Source organism: Acinetobacter tianfuensis (assembly GCF_003611465.1).
Lineage (GTDB): Bacteria > Pseudomonadota > Gammaproteobacteria > Pseudomonadales > Moraxellaceae > Acinetobacter > Acinetobacter tianfuensis.
On the sequence record NZ_RAXV01000001.1, the window covers coordinates 122,523 to 143,071 of the forward strand.

Here is a 20,549-nt window from a genome sequence, read left to right on the forward strand (position 1 = left end):
CTATAAACGAAGGATATATAGAATGGAAAATACCATTGATTTGAATGTAAATCATGCATCAGACGTTCAGGATGATTATATGGCTGGTGATTTTAAAATGACTTATGTTGAAGCCAAAGCACCGCAAAATACTGTGCAAGAGTGCAGCATGCTGGAAAAAATTAAAGAAATTTTGCCGCAAATTGCAGCCAATGCAGAAAAGGCTGAACAGCTTCGCCATGTGCCAGATGAAAATATTGATTTATTAAAGCAACTGGGTTTTCACCGCGCATTTCAGCCGAAAGTATATGGCGGCTTAGAAATGAGCCTGCCTGAATTTGCCAACTGTATCGTGACGCTTGCAGGCGCGTGTGCAGGTACAGCTTGGGCATTTAGCCTGCTGTGCACACACAGCCATCAAATTGCGATGTTCCCTAAACAATTACAGGACGAAATCTGGCTGTCAAATCCAGATGCAACGGCCAGCAGTTCTATTGCGCCATTTGGTAAAGTTGAAGAGGTTGAAGGCGGTGTTAAGCTGTCTGGCGACTATGGCTGGAGCAGCGGCTGTGACCATGCGGAATATGCCATTGTCGGTTTTAACCGTTTCGATGCTGAAGGCAATAAAATTTATTCATTTGGTGTGATTCCGCGTAAAGATTATGTGATTCATGACAACTGGTTTGCGGGTGCAATCAAGGGCAGCGGCTCTAAGCAATTGCAAATCCGTGATTTATTTATTCCCGAATGTCAAATTCAAAAAGCCAAAGATATGATGGAAGGCAAGTCTGCAGGTTTTGGTCTATATCCTGACAGTCAGATTTTCTACTCACCATACCGTCCTTACTTTGCCAGCGGTTTCTCTGCGGTTAGCCTTGGTATTGCTGAACGTATGCTTGAAGCATTTAAAGCGAAGCAAAAAACACGTATCCGCGCTTATACCGGTGCAAACTTAGGTGCATCTACACCGGCACTGATGCGTTTAGCTGAATCGACACACCAAGTTGCAGCGGCACGCGCATTCTTGGAAAAAACGTGGGAAGACCACCGTCTGCATGGCGTAAATAAAGTTTATCCATCTCAAGAAACTTTGGCATTTTGGCGTACTAACCAAGCCTATGCAGTAAAAATGTGTATTGAGGCAGTAGACCGTTTATTTGCAGCAGCGGGCGCAACAAGCTGGCTGGACGGTCAGGAATTACAGCGTTTATTCCGTGATTCACATATGACTGGCGCTCATGCATATACCGATTATGACGTATGCGCACAAATTTTAGGCCGTGAATTGATGGGTCTAGATCCAGATCCAACCATGGTTTAATGAGGAGAAAAATATGAACTCATTAAATATTCAGCCTGAGGTTGGTTTTGATTCAAAAGCGTTTCGCCGTGCTTTAGGTAATTTTGCCACTGGCGTGACGATTATGACGGCACAAAATGCACAAGGTGAAAAGGTTGGGGTTACCGCAAACAGCTTTAATTCGGTGTCTCTAGATCCTGCTTTGATTTTGTGGAGTATTGGTAAGCGCTCGTCAAGCTATGCGGTTTTTGCTGAGGCAACTCATTTTGCTGTGAATATTTTGTCTGCAGATCAAATTGATTTATCGAATAAATTTGCACGCTCTAAAGATGACAAATATGCCAATGTTGAATTTGATCTTGGCGCGGGCAATGCGCCAGTATTGAAAGAGTGCTCTGCCGTCTTTGAGTGTGAGCGTTATGACATTTTAGAAGGCGGAGACCACTGGATCATTTTAGGCCGAGTGGTTAACTTCCAAGACAATGGCCGTTCACCATTGCTTTATCACCAAGGCGCGTATTCTTCAGTACTGCCTCATCCGAGCTTAAATATTAAAGCAGCGTCGCCTGCGGAAATTTTCCCGGGCCGTTTATATGACAACATGTACTATTTATTGACTCAGGCAGTACGCGCATATACCAATGACTATCAGCCAAAACAATTGGCATCAGGCTTCAGAACCAGCGAAGCGCGTATGCTATTGGTATTGGAAAGTAAAACAGCGACATGTAAGGATGATTTGCTGCGTGAAGTCGCCATGCCTTTACGTGAAGTAGAACAAGCTGCTGAAATACTTGTACGCAAAGGTTTGCTGGTGGATACAGGTCACTCTTATGAGCTGACAGAACAAGGTGACCAATCTGCACAAATGCTGTATGAAATTGGTGAAAATCATCAGCAGGATGTATTTGGGCATTACTCTGCAGAAGATAAGGCGTTATTTCAAAAAATGCTGAAAGAATTAATTGGGGTTTAACTATCTAATTATTAATAAAAAAGCTGCTTCGGCAGTTTTTTTATTTCAATGAACCCAAGGCAAAACACTTTCCAATAAGCTGATTGTTATTAATATATTAATTAAAAACCCTTGAGTAGCGTTTATGTACCAAAGCTGCAGGAGTGGACGTGGAAAAAATATCGAATGTGATGTGCTGGTGGTAGATTTAGGCGCATCAGGCATGGCATCCGCAATAACTGCTAAATTATTGGATTTAAATGTGGCGGTTATTTGGCAGTGTAAGCCTGTTTCAATTGATTGCTGATCTGTTTGGCATAGTGCATTGATTGATTTTAAAATTATAGGAGCTAGGATGGCTGGTCAACAACGCGGAATTCAAACAGTTGAATTAGCTGGTGAAATATTAAAGTTGGTATGTGCTTCAAAAAAGTCATTTTCCTTGAGTGAAATTGCAGCAATGCTTAATCTTGCTTCCGGTTCTGCTTATAAATATTTAGTGAGTTTGCAGCGTACGGGACTGCTTAAACGAAATGAAAGCACTTTAGAGTTTGAAGCAGGCTCACTGAGCCTGCGGTTAGGCCTATCTAAAATTAACCGCGACGGCATAGTGGTACAGTCACGTCAGGCTTTAGCTCAAATTGCAGAAAAATATGAGGTGAATGTCTTTAGCTCTTTATGGTCGAATATAAATGGCCCTACCGTCGTATTTTACCGTGAGTTTTCTAGTTTTTTTAACCTCGGTTTCCGTTTGGGGGAAAATTTAGCGCTGAGTACGGCAACAGGACGTTTGTTTGCAGCATACCATGCTGAAAATCTTGCACAGGCCATATTGCTAAAACCTTATGCCGATGCGCAGCAATTCAGTGATGCCCGTTTTTTACATGATTTAAATCGCATTCGCCAGCAAGGCTATTCTGTATTAATCGATACGCCTGATATCTGCAGTTATGCTGTTCCAGTTTTCAATCATGATAATCAAATGGTATTGGCCATGACTGTATTTGCAGAAACTCAAAGTGTTGATGCAGATAAAATCTCAATGATTTTAGAGGATTTAACGGCAATTGCTGGCGTACTGAAGGGGATGTGAGGTGGAAAATCTAAATCAAAATGCGGGTATTCAGAGTATTGATTATACTGCGCAAATATTGGAACTTTTTTGTCAGCAGCGGACAAGGTTAAGCCTGAAAAAAATTGCACAGCAATTAAATGAAAGCCCTGCAAAAATTTTCCGTTATTTGGTCAGCCTAACGCGAATAGGTTTATTGCAAAAAACAGCAAATCATGAATATGAAGTTGGGGATTTAGCTTTAGATTTATCATTCAAAGCTTTAAACCGATTAGATCCTATAGAAGAAGCAAGCCAGACAGCGCGAAGAATTTACCATGAAACCGGTTATGGCGCTGCGGTAAGCATTTGGGGATCGTTGGGTCCAACCGTGATCAGAACTTATGAGCCTGCGAGTATATATTCACAAATTCATGCGGGTTCAGTGATGTCGCTGGTCAATAGTTCAATAGGCAATACTTTTGCCAAGTTTTTACCGGAGCATGTTTTAAAGCAAGCTTTAGAGATAGATGCAATCCGGTATTCAGGACAAAAACTCAGTCTTAAAGATCGTGCGGATTTTATACAGCAGATACAAGCGCGGCAGGACATTTTGTTAACGCTGATGGACAATCAGCCAAGCTGCGGTTTAAGTTCGATCAGCATGCCCGTATTCAGTATTTCTGAAGAAATACAATTTGTCATTACGCTTTTCCATCATCGTGAAACCTTGCTGCGGCAGCAGGAGCAATTAAAAAATTATGTGTCTGAACAAATACTGATCTTATCCAAAAATATTGGTCTTAAATAATTGTGCAAAAATAAGAAAGTGTCTTAATTTATATTGATTAATATATTAATTTTTTATTTGAGTTGTGGTATCAGTTGCCGATTACAGCCAGTGCGGGTATTTCACGGCAAGATAAAACACGAGATAATTTTGTCGTGAATGCGGGCTATTTTTACAGTGTGAATCCGTTGGATTTGATACATGATTTGAATTATTTCAGCACGGATGATGCAACGGGTATTCGGCAATTTATCTGGTTGGAATATGGACAACTCGCAGAGCCGAAATCCATATTACACCAAACGCTTTATTTATGACCGAATATTTAGATAATAAGCATTGAGAGCGTAATTTACAGCTGGCATATAAAATTCCAGCTGGGCTTGCCAAAGAAATGGATATCAAGCTTCGGCAGGCCACTCATCGGGCGGCTAAAGACTATCGTTATAATGATATAGATGAATTGAGAGTCATCATCGGGTACCCATGATCATTTTAATTTTATGAAAAATTGGTAGAATAGTTAATATGTTAATATATTAGCCCTTTGCCATATGAAAAACATTAGACCATCATTAACGCTTGCTCTTTTAGAAGCCCGTGAAGCGTTAATGACACATTTTAGACCTGAACTCAATGAGATCGGCTTAACAGAACAGCAATGGCGTATTATCCGCACTTTGGCGCAGTATCAAGAGTTGGACAGCACCAGTCTGGCAGAGAAAGCTTGTATTTTGAAGCCGAGCTTAACAGGTATTATTAACCGTATGTTAGAGACAGGATTAATTGTGCGCCGCCGCTCCGACACGGATCAACGCTTTTCATTTATTTCATTGAGTGAAGAAGGCCAAAATACGTTCAGTGTTATGCGAGGCCGTATGGAGGCGCGTTATCAGCATATTCAAGATCGTTTTGGTGAGGAAAAAATGCAGCAGCTGATGGTGCTGTTAAAAGAGATCCAAACCTTAAAACAAGATTGATGGCATATTTTGAGAGCCCAGAAGCGCTTAAACATTTAGGCGCTTTTTTTATTTGAGAGCAGTTTGGGGTAAATTTTTAGCCAATGATAAACGGTATACGTGCATAGGCAGACTGCAAAAATCAGCATGACATTTGATGGCGCAATCAGGCTGGCCAATAAGCCGGCAAACAGCCCGCCCAAAGCATCAAAACCAAAGCGTGTAGAGGTGTAAATAGAGACCACACGGCCACGGAAAGATTCGGGCGTTTCTTGCTGTAAAATTATATTGGTTGAAATATTTGTGGTTGAAATGCCGAAACCTAATAAAAACATGGCAATAAGAAAAGCAGTATAGCCATGACCTACGGCCAGCAAGAGCAGGCCAATGGCACAAGCCAATATATTCAATAAAATTTTACGGTGAACTTGCTGAAAACTTTTTTGGCCTGCCAAAAGCATAGAAGAAATGAGAGATCCAATACCAGCTGCCCCCCAAAGAATACCTAAGGTTTTTTCATCACCTTGTAAAATATCTTTCGCATATACGGGCAGCAGAGCAACATAACTGGAAGCGGTAATATTTAAAATCACCACGGTAATCATGAGATATTTAAACGTTTCATGCTGATAAACATAATCAAAGCCTTCGCGCATGACACTTTTCATTTTGCCTGTGACGATAGTAGATTGAACATTTTTCATCAGCAGTACGCCAAGCGCTAAACTTAGGTATGACATTGCATTTAAATAAAAGCAATTTTCAGGACCGATAAGCGCAATCAGCAAGCCGGCAATGGGCGGGCCAATAAAACGTGAAGCATTAAAAATCATTGCATTTAATGCAAGCGCATTCGGCAGCGCTTTTTTATCATCAATAATCAGGCTGAGTAAGGACTGGCGAAGCGGAGTATCTATAGCGCTCAGAATGCCCAGCAAGAGAGATAAGCCAATTAGGATTGCAGAATTAAGCAGCTGAAAATGGTAAAACACACCTAAAGCAATTGCTTGGATAAATAATAAAAACTGAATGACGATCAGTGTTTTGCGTTTATCAACTTTATCGATCCATGCTCCTGCAATCGGACTGACGAGGAGCTGGGGAATGAGCGCGCAGAATCCGACAATACCAAGTAAGGCAGTAGAATGGGTCAGTTCATAAATGATCCAAGCCAAAGTGACCTGCTGAATCCATGTTCCTAAAGTAGATAATGAATGCCCAATAAAATAGTTGCGGAAATTGGGATAAATTAGAGAATGGAACAGGGTGCTTACAGCCACAGCAAAGTCTGCTTTTAATTAATATATTAACTACATTCTAAGCGATAGAGCGCTGAATATACAACTGCTGGCTTGCATATGCTGATGGATTGATTTAAAGGAAAATGGCGGGTATGAAAAAATACTAAGACATATATTTTGTTGGGGGGGGAAACTATGACGGTCTAGGCCATAGTTTCAAAAGCAAATTACTTCGCTTCAGAAGCAGCAGCTTCAGATGATGCAGGAGCTTCGGTTGCAATAGCTTCTGATGCAGGAGCAGCAGTGTCTGCAGCAGGCGCAGTTTGTTCAGCAGCGAAAGTTTGAGCCGCAGCAGTCATCACTAAGCCAGCAAACATTAATTGAGCTAATTTCATAATCTATTTCCTTTATCATACAAGTGTACTAATCAGTACAGTTTTGCAATATACGGATAAAGATGAAGTTTACTGTTAATTTGGGTGTGTTTTGTGTGTATTTGTGTTTTTGTTGAAATTATTTAAATAAAATACAATGGTTTACTTTTAAAGTTTTAAGATGTGGATTTAAGTTGCAATATTTAAAATGTGATACTTTTCACGTTTTTTAAAATTGCTTTAGACAGCGCGGGTTACGGTCCCTAATGTTTATATCAGCTATTAAAAGCTTAAATCTGAAATTAGCATTAAAAATTTTGACATTTTATATTCTTAGATTTGTTTAAAATGGAATGAGTGCTGAGTACAGCAGAACATCAAAATTTATGATTTTGGGGGCAGCAGAGATGTAAATAGCATTAGAAGTACAATAAATTTTGAAGTATGGTGCGCTCTGCGGGACTCGAACCCACGCCGGTCGCTTAGGAGGCAACTGCTCTATCCAGTTAAGCTAAGAGCGCAATTGCGGCTAATGTACTCTAATTTTAGACAAAAAAAAAGTTACTGCCTAAACAATAACTTTTTCATTTGCATTTATTTTAAGCTTTTTTGTACAGCAGCTTAAATAATATAAACATAAGCGTAATCCACACAGGAATCATAATCACAGCACCGCTTAGGCCTTGCGTCCACATGATGTAAAGTACAGTCGCAATAAATGCAAGAACTAAATAGTTGCTGGCTGGCGCCCAAAGTGCCGGGAATTTAGAAATAGCGCCTTCCGCTTTCATCGCTTTCATGAACTGTAAATGAGTCAGCGCAATCATTGCCCAGTTTAATACTAAAGCGCCAACTACGATGTAAATCAGGTTGCTTAAAGCATCTTCTGGCGCAACATAGTTCAGTACCACACAGCCAAAAATCAGCACTGCAGAGAACAATACTGCAGGAATTGGAACGCCTTGCTTATTGGTTTTTTCAAAAATTTTAGGTGCATTGCCTTGTTTAGCCAGACCAAACAGCATGCGGCTGTTGGCATACATGCCGCTGTTATAAACAGAAAGGGCTGCAGTTAAAATAATAAAGTTAAGCAAATGCGCCGCCCAGCCAATACCCATTTGGCTGAAGATCATGACAAATGGGCTCTTGTCTAAGCCGCCGAGTTCCAGTTGATTCCAAGGCACTAACGATAGCAAAATCGTTAGTGAGCCGACATAGAAAATCAGAATACGGAAAACGACTTGGTTGATGGCTTTAGGAATTGTTTTTTGCGGATTTTCTGCTTCTGCAGCAGCCATGCCGATCAGTTCGATGCCGCCGAAAGCAAACATCAAGAAAGCCAGCATGAAGAATAAGCCTTCAAAACCATGCGGGAAGAAGCCGCCATGTGTCCATAAGTTGCTGAATGATGCTGTAGAGTCGGCGCCAGCGGTCATCAGTAAGTAAATACCAAACAGAATCATGGAAACGACTGCTGTTACTTTAATAATAGACAGCCAAAATTCTGATTCGCCATAAAACTTAACATTGCCAAGGTTGACGAGTGTAATAATGACAAAGAACGTTAATACAGATGCCCATGCTGGAATATGAGGCCACCAATAATTAATGTATTTTGCAACTGCTGTTAACTCGGTCATGGCTACAAGAATATATAGAATCCAGTAGTTCCAGCCAGCTAGAAAGCCGGGGAATTTGCCCCAATACTTATTTGCAAAGTGACTAAATGAACCGGCAACAGGCTCATGCACAATCATTTCGCCTAATTGGCGCATAATTAAAAACGCAATTAAACCGCCAATTGCATAGCCCAAAATAATAGATGGACCGGCAGATTCAATCACATGTGCGGAACCTAAAAATAAGCCAGTACCAATTGCACCACCCATGGCAATCAATTGAATATGACGGTTTTTTAAGCCACGCTGAAGTTGAGAATTCTCTTTATTCAAGTTATTTCAGCCCGACAACGAATATGTGTTTCTGATTGTAAAGGATCGAAAGGAAATAGCCTAGTAGCTCAAAAATCATGATTTTTTTTTATTTAATATATAAAAATATTTTTAATTTCTTTTGTAATTAAAAATAATATGAATCAACAGATTAGTTTTATCTAATCTATGTTTTTTTAATTAATTCAATGGATTTTAGGCATACAAGTGTTGTTTTTTTATACTAAAGTCATGTGATTGATAAAACATCAGTAAAAAAAGGTATTATCCCTATCGCTGAAATCAGTATATTTGATTTGAAACAATGATAATGACCAAGGATTCGATAAAAATGAGTTTTGCGCCCCAAATAAAAATTCCCGCTACTTATATGCGCGGCGGCACAAGCAAAGGCGTATTTTTTAAATTAGATGATTTGCCGCAGGGAGCACAGCAGCCTGGCCGCATCCGCGATCAAATTTTGCTGCGGGTCATTGGCAGCCCAGATCCATATGGCAAGCAAATTGACGGTATGGGCGGCGCAACTTCAAGTACCAGTAAAACAGTCATTTTGTCTAAGAGTACACAGCCTGAACATGATGTCGACTATTTGTTTGGCCAAGTGTCTATTGATAAAGCATTTGTAGACTGGAGCGGCAACTGCGGCAATTTAACTGCAGCTGTAGGCGCATTTGCTATTTCTAATGGTTTGGTTGACGATGCGCAGATCCCTGAAAATGGCCTCTGCACTGTACGTATCTGGCAGGCAAATATTCAAAAAACCATTATTGCGCACGTTCCCATGGCAAATGGACAAGTACAAGAGATGGGTGACTTTGAGCTGGACGGTGTAACTTTTCCGGCAGCTGAAGTTCAAATTGAGTTTTTAGATCCGGCAGATGATGGGGAAGATGGCGGTGCAATGTTCCCTACAGGCAATGTAGTTGACCAGTTTGAAGTTCCTGATATTGGCACATTTGATGCGACCTTTATTAATGCAGGAATTCCCACCATTTTTATTGAGGCAGACGCGTTGGGCTATAAAGGCACAGAGCTGCAAGATGATATTAACAGTGATGCTCAAGCATTGGCTCGATTTGAAAAAATCCGCGCTTATGGCGCAAAGTTTATGGGCTTGATTCAGGATGTATCCGAATCTGCACAGCGCCAGCATACCCCGAAAATTGCATTTGTTTCTGCACCGCAAAGCTACACCGCCTCCAGCGGTAAAGAAATTGGTAATGCTGATACCGATTTGCTGGTGCGCGCTTTGTCTATGGGTAAGCTTCACCATGCTATGATGGGAACAGCAGCAGTTGCCATTGGCACTGCAGCGGCAATTCCAGGCACTCTAGTGAATTTGGCCGCTGGCGGCGGTGAACGTGAGGCTGTACGTTTTGGACATCCGTCTGGGACATTGCGCGTGGGTGCTCAGGCTGTACAAGAAAATGGCCAATGGATTGTAAAAAAAGCGGTGATGAGCCGCAGCGCCCGCGTACTGATGGAAGGATGGGTTCGCGTACCTGCCGATACACTGCAGTAAATTCAGTTCCATCAAAAAAGCCTCTTCATCTGAAGGGGCTTTTTTATGGGTTGGAATTTATATGTGTAAAAAAGATAAGTAATCCTAAAAATAATATATATTAAAATATAATAAGGACTGCAGTTATTATTAGAAGTGTTGTGTGATAATTGAATATTAATATTTGATAGCATTTCGCGAAGCTTCATCCTGAAAAAAGTGGCTGATTATGTTTGAAAATGCTTTGAAGGCAAAAGACTTTTTCCCTGCAAATTATACTTTATTGGATGTATGGCCTATGCCTGCTGCCTGTTTTTTAGCAACAGGGGAAATACTGTATGCAAATCAGCTGTATGCAGAAAATATACAGCAGGATTTGAGCGCTCTTATTCTGCAAAAGCTGCAAGAAAACAATGCAGAAAATATAGAGCTGGAACCATTTGGATATACGGAACAAGATAAGCATTTTTTACTTACCTTGAAAGTGCATGTCAATCCAGAAGGACATACACAAAGTATTTTGGTTTGCGGGACTGATATTACGCATTTGCGCATCAAGGAGCAGTATCTGCTGCGGCATAATCAGGAATTGCAAAAAATGGTTGAAATTGACCATTTGACAGGTGTGTATAACAAGCGCAGTTTTGATTTGCATTTACCAGAATGGCAGCATCGGCTGGATGATGGAGAATTGCAGCAATGCAGTGTAATTATGCTGGATTTAGATAATTTCAAACGGATTAATGATGAATATGGTCATGCTGCCGGTGATAGGGTATTGCGTTTAACCGCAATGCTGCTGTGTGATGTGCTGAAAATGTATAGTTATAGTGACAGCCTGCTTTTCCGTATAGGCGGTGAAGAGTTTGCTATCGTACTGCCGCATAAAAATTTAGAGCAGGCTTGTATTCTGGGCCAGCGCTGCTGTGATGCTGTCGCGGCATCTTCAAGTCATTTAACGGGCATTTTTCAGCTGACGCTGTCATGCGGAGTCGCATCTTATATGCAGCATCAGCGCTTGAATGAGGTTTTGCAGCAGGCAGATCAAGCGCTATATTTTGCAAAAAATAATGATAAAAACTGCACAGGTTTTTATCAGCAAGGCAAAATGCAGGTATTTCGCACATTGCTGTAAATCTATTGAAATTTCACGGCATTGAATTTGTTTTCTGCATAGAGAAAGCAGACAGAAAACAGTATCATGCAGCTAGCCAGATAAATATCTCTGCTGAGCATTCCGTTTGCTGAGCAGAGATATTTAAACCGAAATTTAAGCTTAATCATGTATTCGAGGTGAGTGTGTCATCCCTAACTGACGTACAAGCGCATGCACTGACAGAGGCGCAGCAGCGCATTTCTCAAGATTTATTAACGGCTTTAGATGCGTTCTATATTCCAGAGCCTTTAAAAGGCGCTGTGTATCATGCTGTGATGTTGGGCGGCAAGCGTGTCCGTCCTGCATTGAGCTATGCAGCAGCTGCATTAAAGCCTAATACCAATTATGCAGCTGTGCGCCGGGCAGCAGTTGCAGTAGAGTTTATTCATTGCTATTCACTTGCACATGATGACTTGCCGTGTATGGATAATGATCTGCTGCGCCGCGGTCAGCCGACATGCCATGCAGCATTTGGTGAAGACACCGCTTTGCTTGCTGGTGATATTTTACAGTCGATGGCCTTTGAAATATTAGGCAGCCGTCTGTTTGATCAGGGCCCAGCAGTTGATTCCTCAATTGTGCTGAAGCAAATGCAAATTTTAGCGACGGCATCTTCTAAAATGGTGAATGGTCAGGTACTGGATATTCAGGCTGAAGGCAAGCATGTAGATCAGGAGGCCTTAGAAAATATTCACCGCAATAAGACTGGCGCATTAATTTCTGCAGCCATTATGATGGCTGCTGTCACTATTTTTGACGGTACGGATGCTGCAATTCCAAAACTGCGTGAATTTGGTTTAGCGATTGGTTTGGCTTTCCAAGTACAGGATGACATTTTAGATATTATTTCAGATACGGCGATGCTGGGTAAAACAGCTGGTAAAGATCAGCAGGCAGATAAATCGACCTATCCTGCTTTGATGGGCTTAGAAAATGCGCAAGCTTATGCCAAAGAGCTGCATGATCAAGCGCTGAATGCATTGAGTTATTTTGAAGCGGAGCAGGCAGCTGAGCTGCTGAATATTGTGCAATTTTTACTGTCGCGTAAAAGTTAATTAAATTGCATAAAAAAGAGGAGCAGATGCTCCTCTTTTTTATGGCGGTCAGAGCAGTGCTGAAGACACTGCCGTCACTTTAAATTAGATACTTTCTTTGTAAATTTGATCTGCTTGATCAAAGCGGTCAGTCACGTCTTTAGAAGGCGCTTTGCCCATTAAGCTCACCGCAATAATGGCAATGAACGAGCAGATGAAGCCAGGAATAATTTCATAAACACCTGTGTCAGCCCATACATTTTTCCAAAGAATAACTATAACCGCACCAATGATCATGCCTGCAAGCGCACCATTCAGTGTCATGCGTTTCCAGAACAGTGAAAGGATGATCAGCGGGCCAAATGCAGCGCCAAAACCTGCCCATGCATAAGCCACAAGACCAAGCACTTTTGATTCAGGATTGCCAGCCATGACAATTGCGAGCACAGCAATTGCTAAAACCATAAAACGTCCAACCCAAACTAATTCTTTTTGTGTCGCGTTTTTGCGCAGGAATGATTTGTAGAAATCTTCAGTTAATGTGCTTGAGCAAACCAGCAGCTGGCAGCTGAGCGTACTCATAACAGCAGCTAAAATGGCAGCTAAAATGATGCCTGCAATCCACGGGTTAAATAGAATTTTAGTTAATTCCATAAATACCGTTTCTGGATTGGAATTCACCGCAGCAGCCAATTCAGGGTGCTGATGGAAGTAAGCAATACCGAAGAAACCGGCTGCTACCGCGCCGCCTAAGCAAAGAATCATCCACGTCATGCCAATACGGCGTGCATTAGGAATAGATTTAACCGAATCTGCCGCCATGAAACGTACAAGAATATGCGGCTGGCCAAAGTAGCCTAGGCCCCAAGCCAGGAGTGATAAAATTGCGACCCAGCTCAAATCGCCGATCATATCCATGGCTTGCGGACGGGCAGCTTCAAGCGCTAATGACACTTGGCTTAAGTCAGAGAATGATAAAATCACAACAACGGGTGTCAGCAGCAGGGCAAAAATCATCAGGGCCGCTTGAATAGTATCTGTCCAGCTGACCGCTAAAAAGCCGCCGATGAAGACATAGCTGATTGTTGCAATCGCACTGATCCAAAGCGCTGTGCTATATGACAGGCCGAACATGCTTTCAAACAGGCGTGCGCCAGCAACCATGCCAGAGGCGCAGTAAATAGCAAAGAAGATTAAAATGACAAAGGCAGAAACAATACGCAAAATTTTCTTTTGGTCATTAAAGCGGTTGGAAAAATAATCAGGCAGGGTCAATGCATTGTTTTGTACTTCAGTATGTACACGTAAACGTCCGGCAACCAGCAGCCAGTTGAGCCATGCGCCAATAATCAAACCGATGGCAATCCATGCTTCAGATAAGCCTGAAAGATAAATTGCGCCCGGCAAACCCATGAGCAGCCATCCGCTCATGTCTGATGCGCCTGCAGAAAGTGCAGTTACAAAGCTGCCTAAACGGCGGCCCCCTAAGATATAGTCAGAAAAGTTGCTTGTGGCGCGATAAGCGATGAGGCCTATCACAACCATGGCGACAATATAAAAGAGAAACGTAATTAGGGTGGGGTTGAGGGAGCTCATACGATATCCGTTGTCGAGTTGCGTAGCAGAGCGAAATATGAAAAGGCAAAAGCTGCACTTGGTTATTCCAGCTGCCTATGCATAAAATTTCAAAAATTATGTGAAATTTAAGCACAAATTAACAAAACGTGCAGAGTTTTCTTAAATCTAAAAAAATAGACAGCACAATGGCTGTCTATTTTTTCGAGTGAAATGGCTTAGCTGCCGCGTCCCATAACACCGCGAATGGTGTTCATGATATCGGCAGGAAGAACGACAGTTTTAGCATTGCTGGATTTCGACATATCCTGCATCGCTTTCACATATTGTTCGCCCAGCAGGTAAGCAACAGGAATTTCTTTATCGCCTACAGCAGATGTCACCATTTCAATGGCTTTTTGTGAGGCTTCTGCTAGAACAACTTGCGCTTCTGCATCACGGCGTGACGCTTCGAGGCGGCCATCTGCTTCTAAAATGGCAGCTTGTTTTTCACCATCTGCTTTGGTCACGGTCGCACGGCGCTGGCGTTCTGCTGCAGCCTGTTCTTCCATCGCAGCCTGCATGGTGTGAGACGGTTTAATGTCTTGAATTTCAACGGTTTTAAGTGTGATGCCCCAGTCGGAAATATCATCCGAAATACTGGCTTTTAAACGCGCTTTAATATGGTCACGTGAAGACAGCGCATCATCTAAGTCCATTTCACCGACGATTGAGCGCAGTGAGGTCTGTACAAGATTTTGAATAGCCCAAGTGTAGTTTTCAATCCCGTAAACAGCATTCACTGGCGTGGTGATGTTAATGTAGGCTACCGCATTCATCAGCAGTACGGCATTGTCACGGGTAATTACTTCTTGTGAAGGAATATCTAAAACAATGTCTTTGGTTGTCACTTTGTATGCCACTTCATCAATATAAGGGATGACAAAATTCAGGCCCGGTTCCAGCACGGTATGATATTTACCCAGACGCTGCACAATCCATTTATAGCCTTGTGGGACAATACGTACGCCTTTAAAAATAGTGATGGCAACAAAGGCCAATATGGCTAAAACAACGATCGTAGCTCCGCTCATTTATTTACTCGCTTTTTCATTATCGTTATAACTGTGCGCCTGCACAATCAGATCATTACCCATGATGTCAATGACACGGACACGGTCTCCAACTTGAACTTCTGACTGAGAACGGCAAATCCATTCTGCATTGCCCAATACAGGAATTGGGAAACGCACTTTAATTTGGTTCAGTTCCATGTTGGTTTGAATAACCATGCCCACTTGGCCAATGGTTGCTTCACGTGATAAACCGGCTTTGGTTTTATCGACAGACAGCGGTTTAATCACTTTAAACCATGCGACTGTGCATAAAATTGAAAGCACAATCCATGTCGTCAGCTGTACGGTAGGTCCCATCATGGGGAATAGGAAATACAAAATACCGACCATAATCGCGCCAACGCCAAACCAGAGCGCCGCAAATGCGGGGAGCAGGAGTTCAGAAAGAATCAGTAAAATGCCTAAAACAAACCAGTGCCAAGGTTCAAGAACAAATTCCATAATGCTGCTCATATAGTGGTCATTGATAAAAATGGGCGAATATCTATATCAATGTAGCAGATGAATAAGTATTTGAGTATGAAAAAAATCAATTTTTAAATGGGTTTGAATAGCCTGCTTTTTCAGCATTGCGGCATATGCAAGTTCGGCAATTTTTTGAGTTGGCGGCATGTTTGGATTGGGGACATAAAAAAGACCAAGCATGGCTCAGTCTTTTTTTAATTTTAGATCTTTTTAAAGATCTTGGTTTTAAAATTTTGGAGCAGGCGCAGGTTTTAAAGCAGCGGGTGAGGCTTTAAAGTCTGTAATGGCCTTTTGAATAGATCTGATTTTCAGCTGTGCAGCTTTTTCACCTTCTAAAATAGTTTCATTGCTGGCTTTCAAATCTAAAGTGCCAATATGGCCAACCTTGGGCTGAATGACAACATCGGCCTGATTCAGCTCTTCATTAATGCTTTGCTGACCCATAATGTTAATGGTTTGATCCAGTACGCCGAGCATATTCATGGCTTTGCTGCCATCGGGACGTGCAGAAATATCCACGGCGATGACGATATCTGCTCCCATGCTTTGTGCAGTTTTGACTGGAATTGGGCTGACTAGGCCGCCATCGACATATTTCAGGCCGCCAATTGCTGCTGGGACAAAGACATTTGGAATACTGCATGATGCACGGACTGCTTGTCCTGCATTGCCTTTAATAAATTCAGCTTTACGTCCATTGTCTAAACGTGTTGCAACGGCAGCAAAGCGGATAGGAAATTGTTCAATTGGTTTGCCGCCGATGCTTTTATTGACATAGTCCTGCAGTTTTTGACCCAGCAGAAAACCTTGGCGGTTTAAGGTTAAATCACGGATGTCAGATTCTTTAAAACCTAAAGCCAGCTGCTGCAGCTGATATGGGGTTTTGCCGCTGGCATAGAGGCTTCCGACAAAACTGCCCGCGCTGGTGCCAGTGACGATTTTAGGTTTTATGCCATGAGATTCGAGTACTTTTAAAATACCAATATGCGCAAAACCTTTGGCTCCGCCGCCGCCTAAAGCTACAGCTATTACTGGCTCACGCGGTTTAATCGGTGTGGTTTTAACAGGCGTTTGCGTGACTTTGTCACAGCCTGCAAAGCTCAGCGCTAAAACACTAAGCAGGGAATAATGCAATAGTTTCATGGTGTGCAGAAAATAATCTATAAAATGAACAAAAGTGGAAATATGCTGTGCGACATATCACCAAAAAATGCGCAGCTTTACTAGCGTTTTTTCCAATGCTTTTGTAACGGCTTTGCCAGCCATGCAGGATTTTTGGGTGAAAATTGGCCTGTGTAGCATGCTAAAATCTGTTCTAAATCCTGCTCAAAATTGCCAGTCGGTTTAAAAATACCTAAACAGCGGATAATTTTATTTTCATAATCAAATGCAAACATCACAATTGGAATTTGCGCCTCTAAAGCAATGTAATAGAAACCGCTTTTGATGGTTTCAGCCTGTTTTCGTGTACCTTCAGGCGCCATGCCAATCCATATTTTATCTTGAGCATGTACTATACTGCGGATTTGCTGGGTTAGGCCTTTGGCTGAATTGCGTTCCACAGGAATAACGCCAATCCATTCTAAGAGCGGTTTGAGCGGCGTATTAAATAAAGTATGTTTGCCAAAAATGGTAATACGTATGCCCAAACCCAGCAGTGCAACAAAACCGTGCCATGCATCAATATTGGAAGTATGCGGAGACACAATAGCAACGGCTTTAGGCAAATTAGGGAATTCACCTTCAAAACGCCAGCCCTGTGCAAGGAACAGCCGTTTAAAAAATGCTTTGCTAAGAGCTGAGCCGCGGGAAGGAACTTGTTCTGGCAGCGTTGGAAATGATTGAGGCATATTGATTTATAAATTTGAATCCAACAATATCATTAATATAAAACTAAGGCAGTTTGTCGGCATTGGCAAAAATAAGCAGTTTCAAGTCAACCTGGTCAGATAATTTGCCATTTATTTAAATTGGAATGTTCATGCTGCAAATGCGCAATATTTATGTGCTGCTATTTTCTCTGTATTGGGCACAAGGTTTGCCGGTAGGCTTTATGACGCATGCGCTTCCCGTCATTTTACGCACACATGGCGTGTCACTGGCGCATATTGGCGGATTTGGACTGCTGATGCTGCCATGGTCGATTAAAGTATTTTGGGCGCCATGGGTTGACCGTTTGGGCCATACGTCAATGGGGCATTACCGCTCGTGGATTTTACCGCTGCAGCTGATGAGCGCGGCAATTTTGATGATGCTGTCCTTTTTGCCTATTGCTGCTTTAAATGAGCCTGCTTATTTGCTGGCGCTGTTTGGTGCGCTGCTGAGCATGAATTTGGTCGGAGCTACGCAGGATATTGCAACCGATGGTTTGGCTGTACGCATTTTAAAGACTGAACAGCAGCATTGGGGCAACACCTTTCAGGTCGCCGGATCTCGGCTTGGGTTTATTGTTGGCGGCGGGGCAATGCTATGGGCGCTGGATTGGCTGCAGTGGCAAACCACATTTTTGTTTTTAGCAGGGCTGGTACTGCTGAATAGCCTTCCAGTTTTATTTTATAAAGAACCAGTGTTGCATGAGCAGCAGGAAAAACGGCCTGTCAAAATTGATTGGCAGGCGATAAAAGCCTATTTGAGTTACTTTGTACAGACACCCCAAATGGTGCGTTGGCTGGCTGTGCTGCTGAGCTTTAAAGTGGCAGATGGTTTATCTGGACCGCTGTTAAAACCGTTAATGGTCGATATGGGACTGAGTTATACCCAAATTGGCGTGTATATCACCATGCTTGGCGTAGCCGCTGCATTGGCGGGTGCAGGCTTAGCGGGCTTAAGTTTGAAGTTTTTCAGCCGTTTTCATGCACTGCTGGTGTTTTCCATTCTAAAAGTATTCAGCTTAACAGCCTATGCATGGCTGGCTTGGCAATATGAGCTGCAGCAAGCTGTACAGCCGTGGCTGATTTATTTGATTAATGCTGCTGAAGATATGATTTCTGCAATGCTGCTGGTGGTGATGCTGACTTTAATTATGCAATACAGCCGTCAGGCGCAGGCAGCCACAGATTTTACTTTTCAGGTGGCGCTGATGGCAACCGTGAGCGGGATTTTATATAGCTTAAGCGGCCTGTGTGCAGATTGGCTGGGATATGGAAATTATTTAAGCATCATTTGCGGCATTGCAATTGTATGCTTGGCGCCAATTTATCGCTGGAGGAGGCATAGTCTGCGCATGCCGCCGTCATAAGTTTTTCTGCAATGCTGAGGTGCTGATGAGGTTTTTCAGCAGACTTATATTTTATGTTTGAAATGGTAATGATGCAAAAAGCATTGAATTTATGCATTTTTAAATGTTTTTTAAGACTGCTTTAAGCTTCTTAAGTCTGAGTTAAGTTCGTAAATTTAAGGTTTGCTTACTTAGAGAAGTTTAAGATTCTTAAGATGTTAAGTTCTATACAGCAGGTTTTTCGGCGTGCGCCAAAGCTGACTTTGGGATGGTATAACCTCAGTGTCAGCCTTTGGCTGGCATTGGCTTTAAATATTGGCTTCTACCGTAAATTGCATGAGCTGACACCTTATCAGGGCATTAAGTCATGGCTGTTTTTAGCCGCCTCTGCAGCGGTTGTTACAGCAATGTACAATGTGCTGCTGCAGTTAATGCAATGGCGCTGGAATGCCAAAATAGTGACGCTGCTGCTGTTATTTGCGGGCGGTTTGAGTGCCTATTTTGTCAATAGTTTAGGTGTCTCAATTACTGTTGACCAAGTGCAAAATGCCATGCAGACAGACTCGCAGGAAGTGAGAGATCTTTTTTCTGTACGTTTGGTTTTATGGGCTGCGGTTATGGTGCTGCTGCCTATGCTGTTTTTTGGCTGCTTAGGAATACAGCCTGAAAAGGTGTCTGCCTCTTTAATGAAAAAAGGCCTTCATGTTTTAGGTTCAACGGTCCTGATCGGTTTGATGTTATTTGTTTTTTATGTCGATTTTGCTGCTGTTTGTCGTGAGCACCGTGATTTAAAAGGCATGATTTCACCGCAGAATACGATTGCATCTGCGGTTTCTTATTTTCATAAAAAAGCGCCCAAAGAAAACCTGCCGCTTTTAAAATATGGGGAAGATGCGCATCAGCTTGTGGATGTTTCTAAGGCGTCTAAACCTAAACTGATGGTCTTAGTTGTAGGTGAAACAGCCCGTGCTGAAAGTTTCTTTTTAAATGGTTATGCAAAAAATACCAATCCGGAACTTTCCAAACTGGATACTTTAAATTTCAGTCAGGTCAGTTCTTGCGGTACAGCAACTGCGGTTTCAGTCCCTTGCATGTTCTCTGGCATGCCGCGAAAAGACTACGATGAACAGTTGGCGGGACACAGGGAAGGTTTGCTGGATATCGTGCAGCGTGCAGGCTATAAAGTTGTTTGGATTGATAATAATTCGGGCTGTAAAGGCGTATGCAGCCGCATTGAGCAAGTCAAAATTTCACAAGAGCTGAAAGATAAATGGTGTAGGCTTGGGGGTGAATGTTATGACGGCATTTTAAATGATGCATTAAATCAATATATTGCAAACATTCCAGCAGATGACTATACGCCGCGCTTCATTGTGCTGCATCAAATGGGCAGCCATGGGCCAGCATACTATGCGCGTTCAGCTGCGCCATTCCAAAAGTTTAAACCAACTTGTGATACTAATGCGATTCAAGGCTGTACACAGCAAGCGTTAATAAATACTTATGATAATTCTATTGTGTATACAGATCATGTGTTAAGTGCAGTGATCAAGACACTGCAAGGCAATTCAAAATATAAAACTGGGTTCTGGTATTTATCGGACCATGGGGAGTCAACTGGTGAATACGGGATGTACTTGCATGGCGCGCCTTATGGCATGGCGCCGTCACAGCAAACCCATGTGCCGATGATTATGTGGTTTTCTGCGGACTGGAAAGCGGCGCAGCCAGAACAAATCACTTGCTTGGAACAGCAAAAAAGCCAAGAATTGAGTCAGGATAATTTATTTCCAAGCATGCTGAGTTTGTTGGATATTCAGACACAAGTAATTGATCCTGAAAATGATATGCTGAATAAATGTAAAGGCCAAATTTAAGAGAGCTG

19 protein-coding genes and 1 tRNA gene are annotated in these 20,549 nt (G+C 42.3%); 11 read left to right on the top strand and 9 right to left on the bottom strand.

Features of this window, described 5'->3' with window-relative positions; genetic code table 11:
- Positions 1 to 22: 22 nt before the first annotated feature.
- The 6 genes from D7V32_RS00570 (at position 23) to hpaR (ending at position 5,055) form a co-directional block, all read left to right on the top strand.
- Entirely contained in the window at positions 23 to 1,300 is a 1,278-nt protein-coding gene (locus D7V32_RS00570) for a p-hydroxyphenylacetate 3-hydroxylase oxygenase component (protein ID WP_120400983.1), read from the top strand.
- 13 nt (positions 1,301 to 1,313) lie between these two features.
- The gene (locus D7V32_RS00575) at positions 1,314 to 2,255 is read left to right on the top strand and encodes a p-hydroxyphenylacetate 3-hydroxylase reductase component (RefSeq protein ID WP_120400984.1); all 942 of its coding nucleotides are present in this window, start codon (positions 1,314 to 1,316) and stop codon (positions 2,253 to 2,255) included.
- A 334-nt stretch (positions 2,256 to 2,589) separates the two neighbouring features.
- Positions 2,590 to 3,327 carry an IclR family transcriptional regulator gene (locus tag D7V32_RS00580; RefSeq protein WP_120400985.1) on the top strand — a complete coding sequence of 246 codons (738 nt, stop codon included), beginning with the start codon at positions 2,590 to 2,592 and terminating at the stop codon, positions 3,325 to 3,327.
- 1 nt (position 3,328) lies between these two features.
- The gene (locus D7V32_RS00585) at positions 3,329 to 4,096 is read left to right on the top strand and encodes a helix-turn-helix domain-containing protein (protein ID WP_120400986.1); all 768 of its coding nucleotides are present in this window, start codon (positions 3,329 to 3,331) and stop codon (positions 4,094 to 4,096) included.
- A 373-nt stretch (positions 4,097 to 4,469) separates the two neighbouring features.
- Positions 4,470 to 4,565: a hypothetical protein gene (locus D7V32_RS17515; RefSeq protein WP_265936378.1), complete on the top strand. Its 96-nt coding sequence runs from the start codon at positions 4,470 to 4,472 to the stop codon at positions 4,563 to 4,565.
- Between the two features lie 64 nt (positions 4,566 to 4,629).
- Positions 4,630 to 5,055, top strand: a complete 426-nt coding sequence (gene hpaR, locus D7V32_RS00595) for a homoprotocatechuate degradation operon regulator HpaR (RefSeq protein WP_120400987.1) — start codon at positions 4,630 to 4,632, stop codon at positions 5,053 to 5,055.
- A 35-nt stretch (positions 5,056 to 5,090) separates the two neighbouring features.
- Here the strand turns inward: hpaR and D7V32_RS00600 are convergent, their stop codons facing one another.
- From D7V32_RS00600 to D7V32_RS00610, 4 genes are all read right to left on the bottom strand, one after another.
- Positions 5,091 to 6,314 (bottom strand): MFS transporter, encoded by a 1,224-nt coding sequence (locus tag D7V32_RS00600; protein WP_228200145.1) that lies wholly within the window; start codon positions 6,312 to 6,314, stop codon positions 5,091 to 5,093.
- Positions 6,315 to 6,502: 188 nt separating this feature from the next.
- Positions 6,503 to 6,670: a hypothetical protein gene (locus D7V32_RS17175; RefSeq protein ID WP_171407529.1), complete on the bottom strand. Its 168-nt coding sequence runs from the start codon at positions 6,668 to 6,670 to the stop codon at positions 6,503 to 6,505.
- 424 nt (positions 6,671 to 7,094) lie between these two features.
- Positions 7,095 to 7,170, bottom strand: a tRNA-Arg gene (locus D7V32_RS00605).
- A gap of 78 nt (positions 7,171 to 7,248) precedes the next feature.
- Positions 7,249 to 8,601 (bottom strand): amino acid permease, encoded by a 1,353-nt coding sequence (locus D7V32_RS00610; RefSeq protein WP_120400988.1) that lies wholly within the window; start codon positions 8,599 to 8,601, stop codon positions 7,249 to 7,251.
- Between the two features lie 331 nt (positions 8,602 to 8,932).
- On the opposite strand from D7V32_RS00610, the gene prpF reads away from it, so the two are divergent.
- The 3 genes from prpF (at position 8,933) to D7V32_RS00625 (ending at position 12,313) form a co-directional block, all read left to right on the top strand.
- Positions 8,933 to 10,123 (top strand): 2-methylaconitate cis-trans isomerase PrpF, encoded by a 1,191-nt coding sequence (prpF, locus tag D7V32_RS00615; RefSeq protein ID WP_120400989.1) that lies wholly within the window; start codon positions 8,933 to 8,935, stop codon positions 10,121 to 10,123.
- A gap of 208 nt (positions 10,124 to 10,331) precedes the next feature.
- Positions 10,332 to 11,237, top strand: coding sequence for a GGDEF domain-containing protein (locus D7V32_RS00620; protein ID WP_120400990.1), 906 nt, complete (start codon positions 10,332 to 10,334; stop codon positions 11,235 to 11,237).
- 164 nt (positions 11,238 to 11,401) lie between these two features.
- The gene (locus D7V32_RS00625; protein WP_120400991.1) at positions 11,402 to 12,313 is read left to right on the top strand and encodes a polyprenyl synthetase family protein; all 912 of its coding nucleotides are present in this window, start codon (positions 11,402 to 11,404) and stop codon (positions 12,311 to 12,313) included.
- A gap of 84 nt (positions 12,314 to 12,397) precedes the next feature.
- Here the strand turns inward: D7V32_RS00625 and putP are convergent, their stop codons facing one another.
- The 5 genes from putP to D7V32_RS00650 form a co-directional block, all read right to left on the bottom strand.
- Positions 12,398 to 13,888: a sodium/proline symporter PutP gene (gene putP, locus D7V32_RS00630; protein WP_120400992.1), complete on the bottom strand. Its 1,491-nt coding sequence runs from the start codon at positions 13,886 to 13,888 to the stop codon at positions 12,398 to 12,400.
- Between the two features lie 197 nt (positions 13,889 to 14,085).
- On the bottom strand, positions 14,086 to 14,940 hold the full coding sequence (locus tag D7V32_RS00635; RefSeq protein ID WP_120400993.1) for an SPFH domain-containing protein: 855 nt from the start codon (positions 14,938 to 14,940) through the stop codon (positions 14,086 to 14,088).
- Positions 14,941 to 15,423, bottom strand: coding sequence for an NfeD family protein (locus D7V32_RS00640; RefSeq protein WP_120401131.1), 483 nt, complete (start codon positions 15,421 to 15,423; stop codon positions 14,941 to 14,943).
- A 249-nt stretch (positions 15,424 to 15,672) separates the two neighbouring features.
- Entirely contained in the window at positions 15,673 to 16,590 is a 918-nt protein-coding gene (locus tag D7V32_RS00645) for a patatin-like phospholipase family protein (RefSeq protein ID WP_120400994.1), read from the bottom strand.
- Between the two features lie 80 nt (positions 16,591 to 16,670).
- Positions 16,671 to 17,297 (bottom strand): 1-acyl-sn-glycerol-3-phosphate acyltransferase, encoded by a 627-nt coding sequence (locus tag D7V32_RS00650; protein ID WP_120400995.1) that lies wholly within the window; start codon positions 17,295 to 17,297, stop codon positions 16,671 to 16,673.
- A 131-nt stretch (positions 17,298 to 17,428) separates the two neighbouring features.
- On the opposite strand from D7V32_RS00650, the gene D7V32_RS00655 reads away from it, so the two are divergent.
- On the top strand, positions 17,429 to 18,685 hold the full coding sequence (locus tag D7V32_RS00655) for an MFS transporter (RefSeq protein WP_120400996.1): 1,257 nt from the start codon (positions 17,429 to 17,431) through the stop codon (positions 18,683 to 18,685).
- A 194-nt stretch (positions 18,686 to 18,879) separates the two neighbouring features.
- Entirely contained in the window at positions 18,880 to 20,541 is a 1,662-nt protein-coding gene (locus D7V32_RS00660; RefSeq protein WP_120400997.1) for a phosphoethanolamine transferase, read from the top strand.
- Positions 20,542 to 20,549: the final 8 nt, after the last annotated feature.

Excerpts from the sequence above, each read along its gene's own strand:
- D7V32_RS00640 (WP_120401131.1), bottom strand. The coding sequence starts at position 15,423 with ATGGAATTTGTTCTTGAACCTTGGCACTGGTTTGTTTTAGGCATTTTA.
- D7V32_RS00660 (WP_120400997.1), top strand. The coding sequence starts at position 18,880 with ATGTTAAGTTCTATACAGCAGGTTTTTCGGCGTGCGCCAAAGCTGACT.
- D7V32_RS00645 (WP_120400994.1), bottom strand. The coding sequence starts at position 16,590 with ATGAAACTATTGCATTATTCCCTGCTTAGTGTTTTAGCGCTGAGCTTT.
- D7V32_RS00635 (WP_120400993.1), bottom strand. The coding sequence starts at position 14,940 with ATGAGCGGAGCTACGATCGTTGTTTTAGCCATATTGGCCTTTGTTGCC.
- D7V32_RS00575 (WP_120400984.1), top strand. The coding sequence starts at position 1,314 with ATGAACTCATTAAATATTCAGCCTGAGGTTGGTTTTGATTCAAAAGCG.
- putP (WP_120400992.1), bottom strand. The coding sequence starts at position 13,888 with ATGAGCTCCCTCAACCCCACCCTAATTACGTTTCTCTTTTATATTGTC.
- prpF (WP_120400989.1), top strand. The coding sequence starts at position 8,933 with ATGAGTTTTGCGCCCCAAATAAAAATTCCCGCTACTTATATGCGCGGC.
- D7V32_RS00655 (WP_120400996.1), top strand. The coding sequence starts at position 17,429 with ATGCTGCAAATGCGCAATATTTATGTGCTGCTATTTTCTCTGTATTGG.
- D7V32_RS17175 (WP_171407529.1), bottom strand. The coding sequence starts at position 6,670 with ATGAAATTAGCTCAATTAATGTTTGCTGGCTTAGTGATGACTGCTGCG.
- D7V32_RS17515 (WP_265936378.1), top strand. The coding sequence starts at position 4,470 with ATGGATATCAAGCTTCGGCAGGCCACTCATCGGGCGGCTAAAGACTAT.
- D7V32_RS00650 (WP_120400995.1), bottom strand. The coding sequence starts at position 17,297 with ATGCCTCAATCATTTCCAACGCTGCCAGAACAAGTTCCTTCCCGCGGC.
- D7V32_RS00570 (WP_120400983.1), top strand. The coding sequence starts at position 23 with ATGGAAAATACCATTGATTTGAATGTAAATCATGCATCAGACGTTCAG.
- D7V32_RS00620 (WP_120400990.1), top strand. The coding sequence starts at position 10,332 with ATGTTTGAAAATGCTTTGAAGGCAAAAGACTTTTTCCCTGCAAATTAT.
- hpaR (WP_120400987.1), top strand. The coding sequence starts at position 4,630 with ATGAAAAACATTAGACCATCATTAACGCTTGCTCTTTTAGAAGCCCGT.
- D7V32_RS00580 (WP_120400985.1), top strand. The coding sequence starts at position 2,590 with ATGGCTGGTCAACAACGCGGAATTCAAACAGTTGAATTAGCTGGTGAA.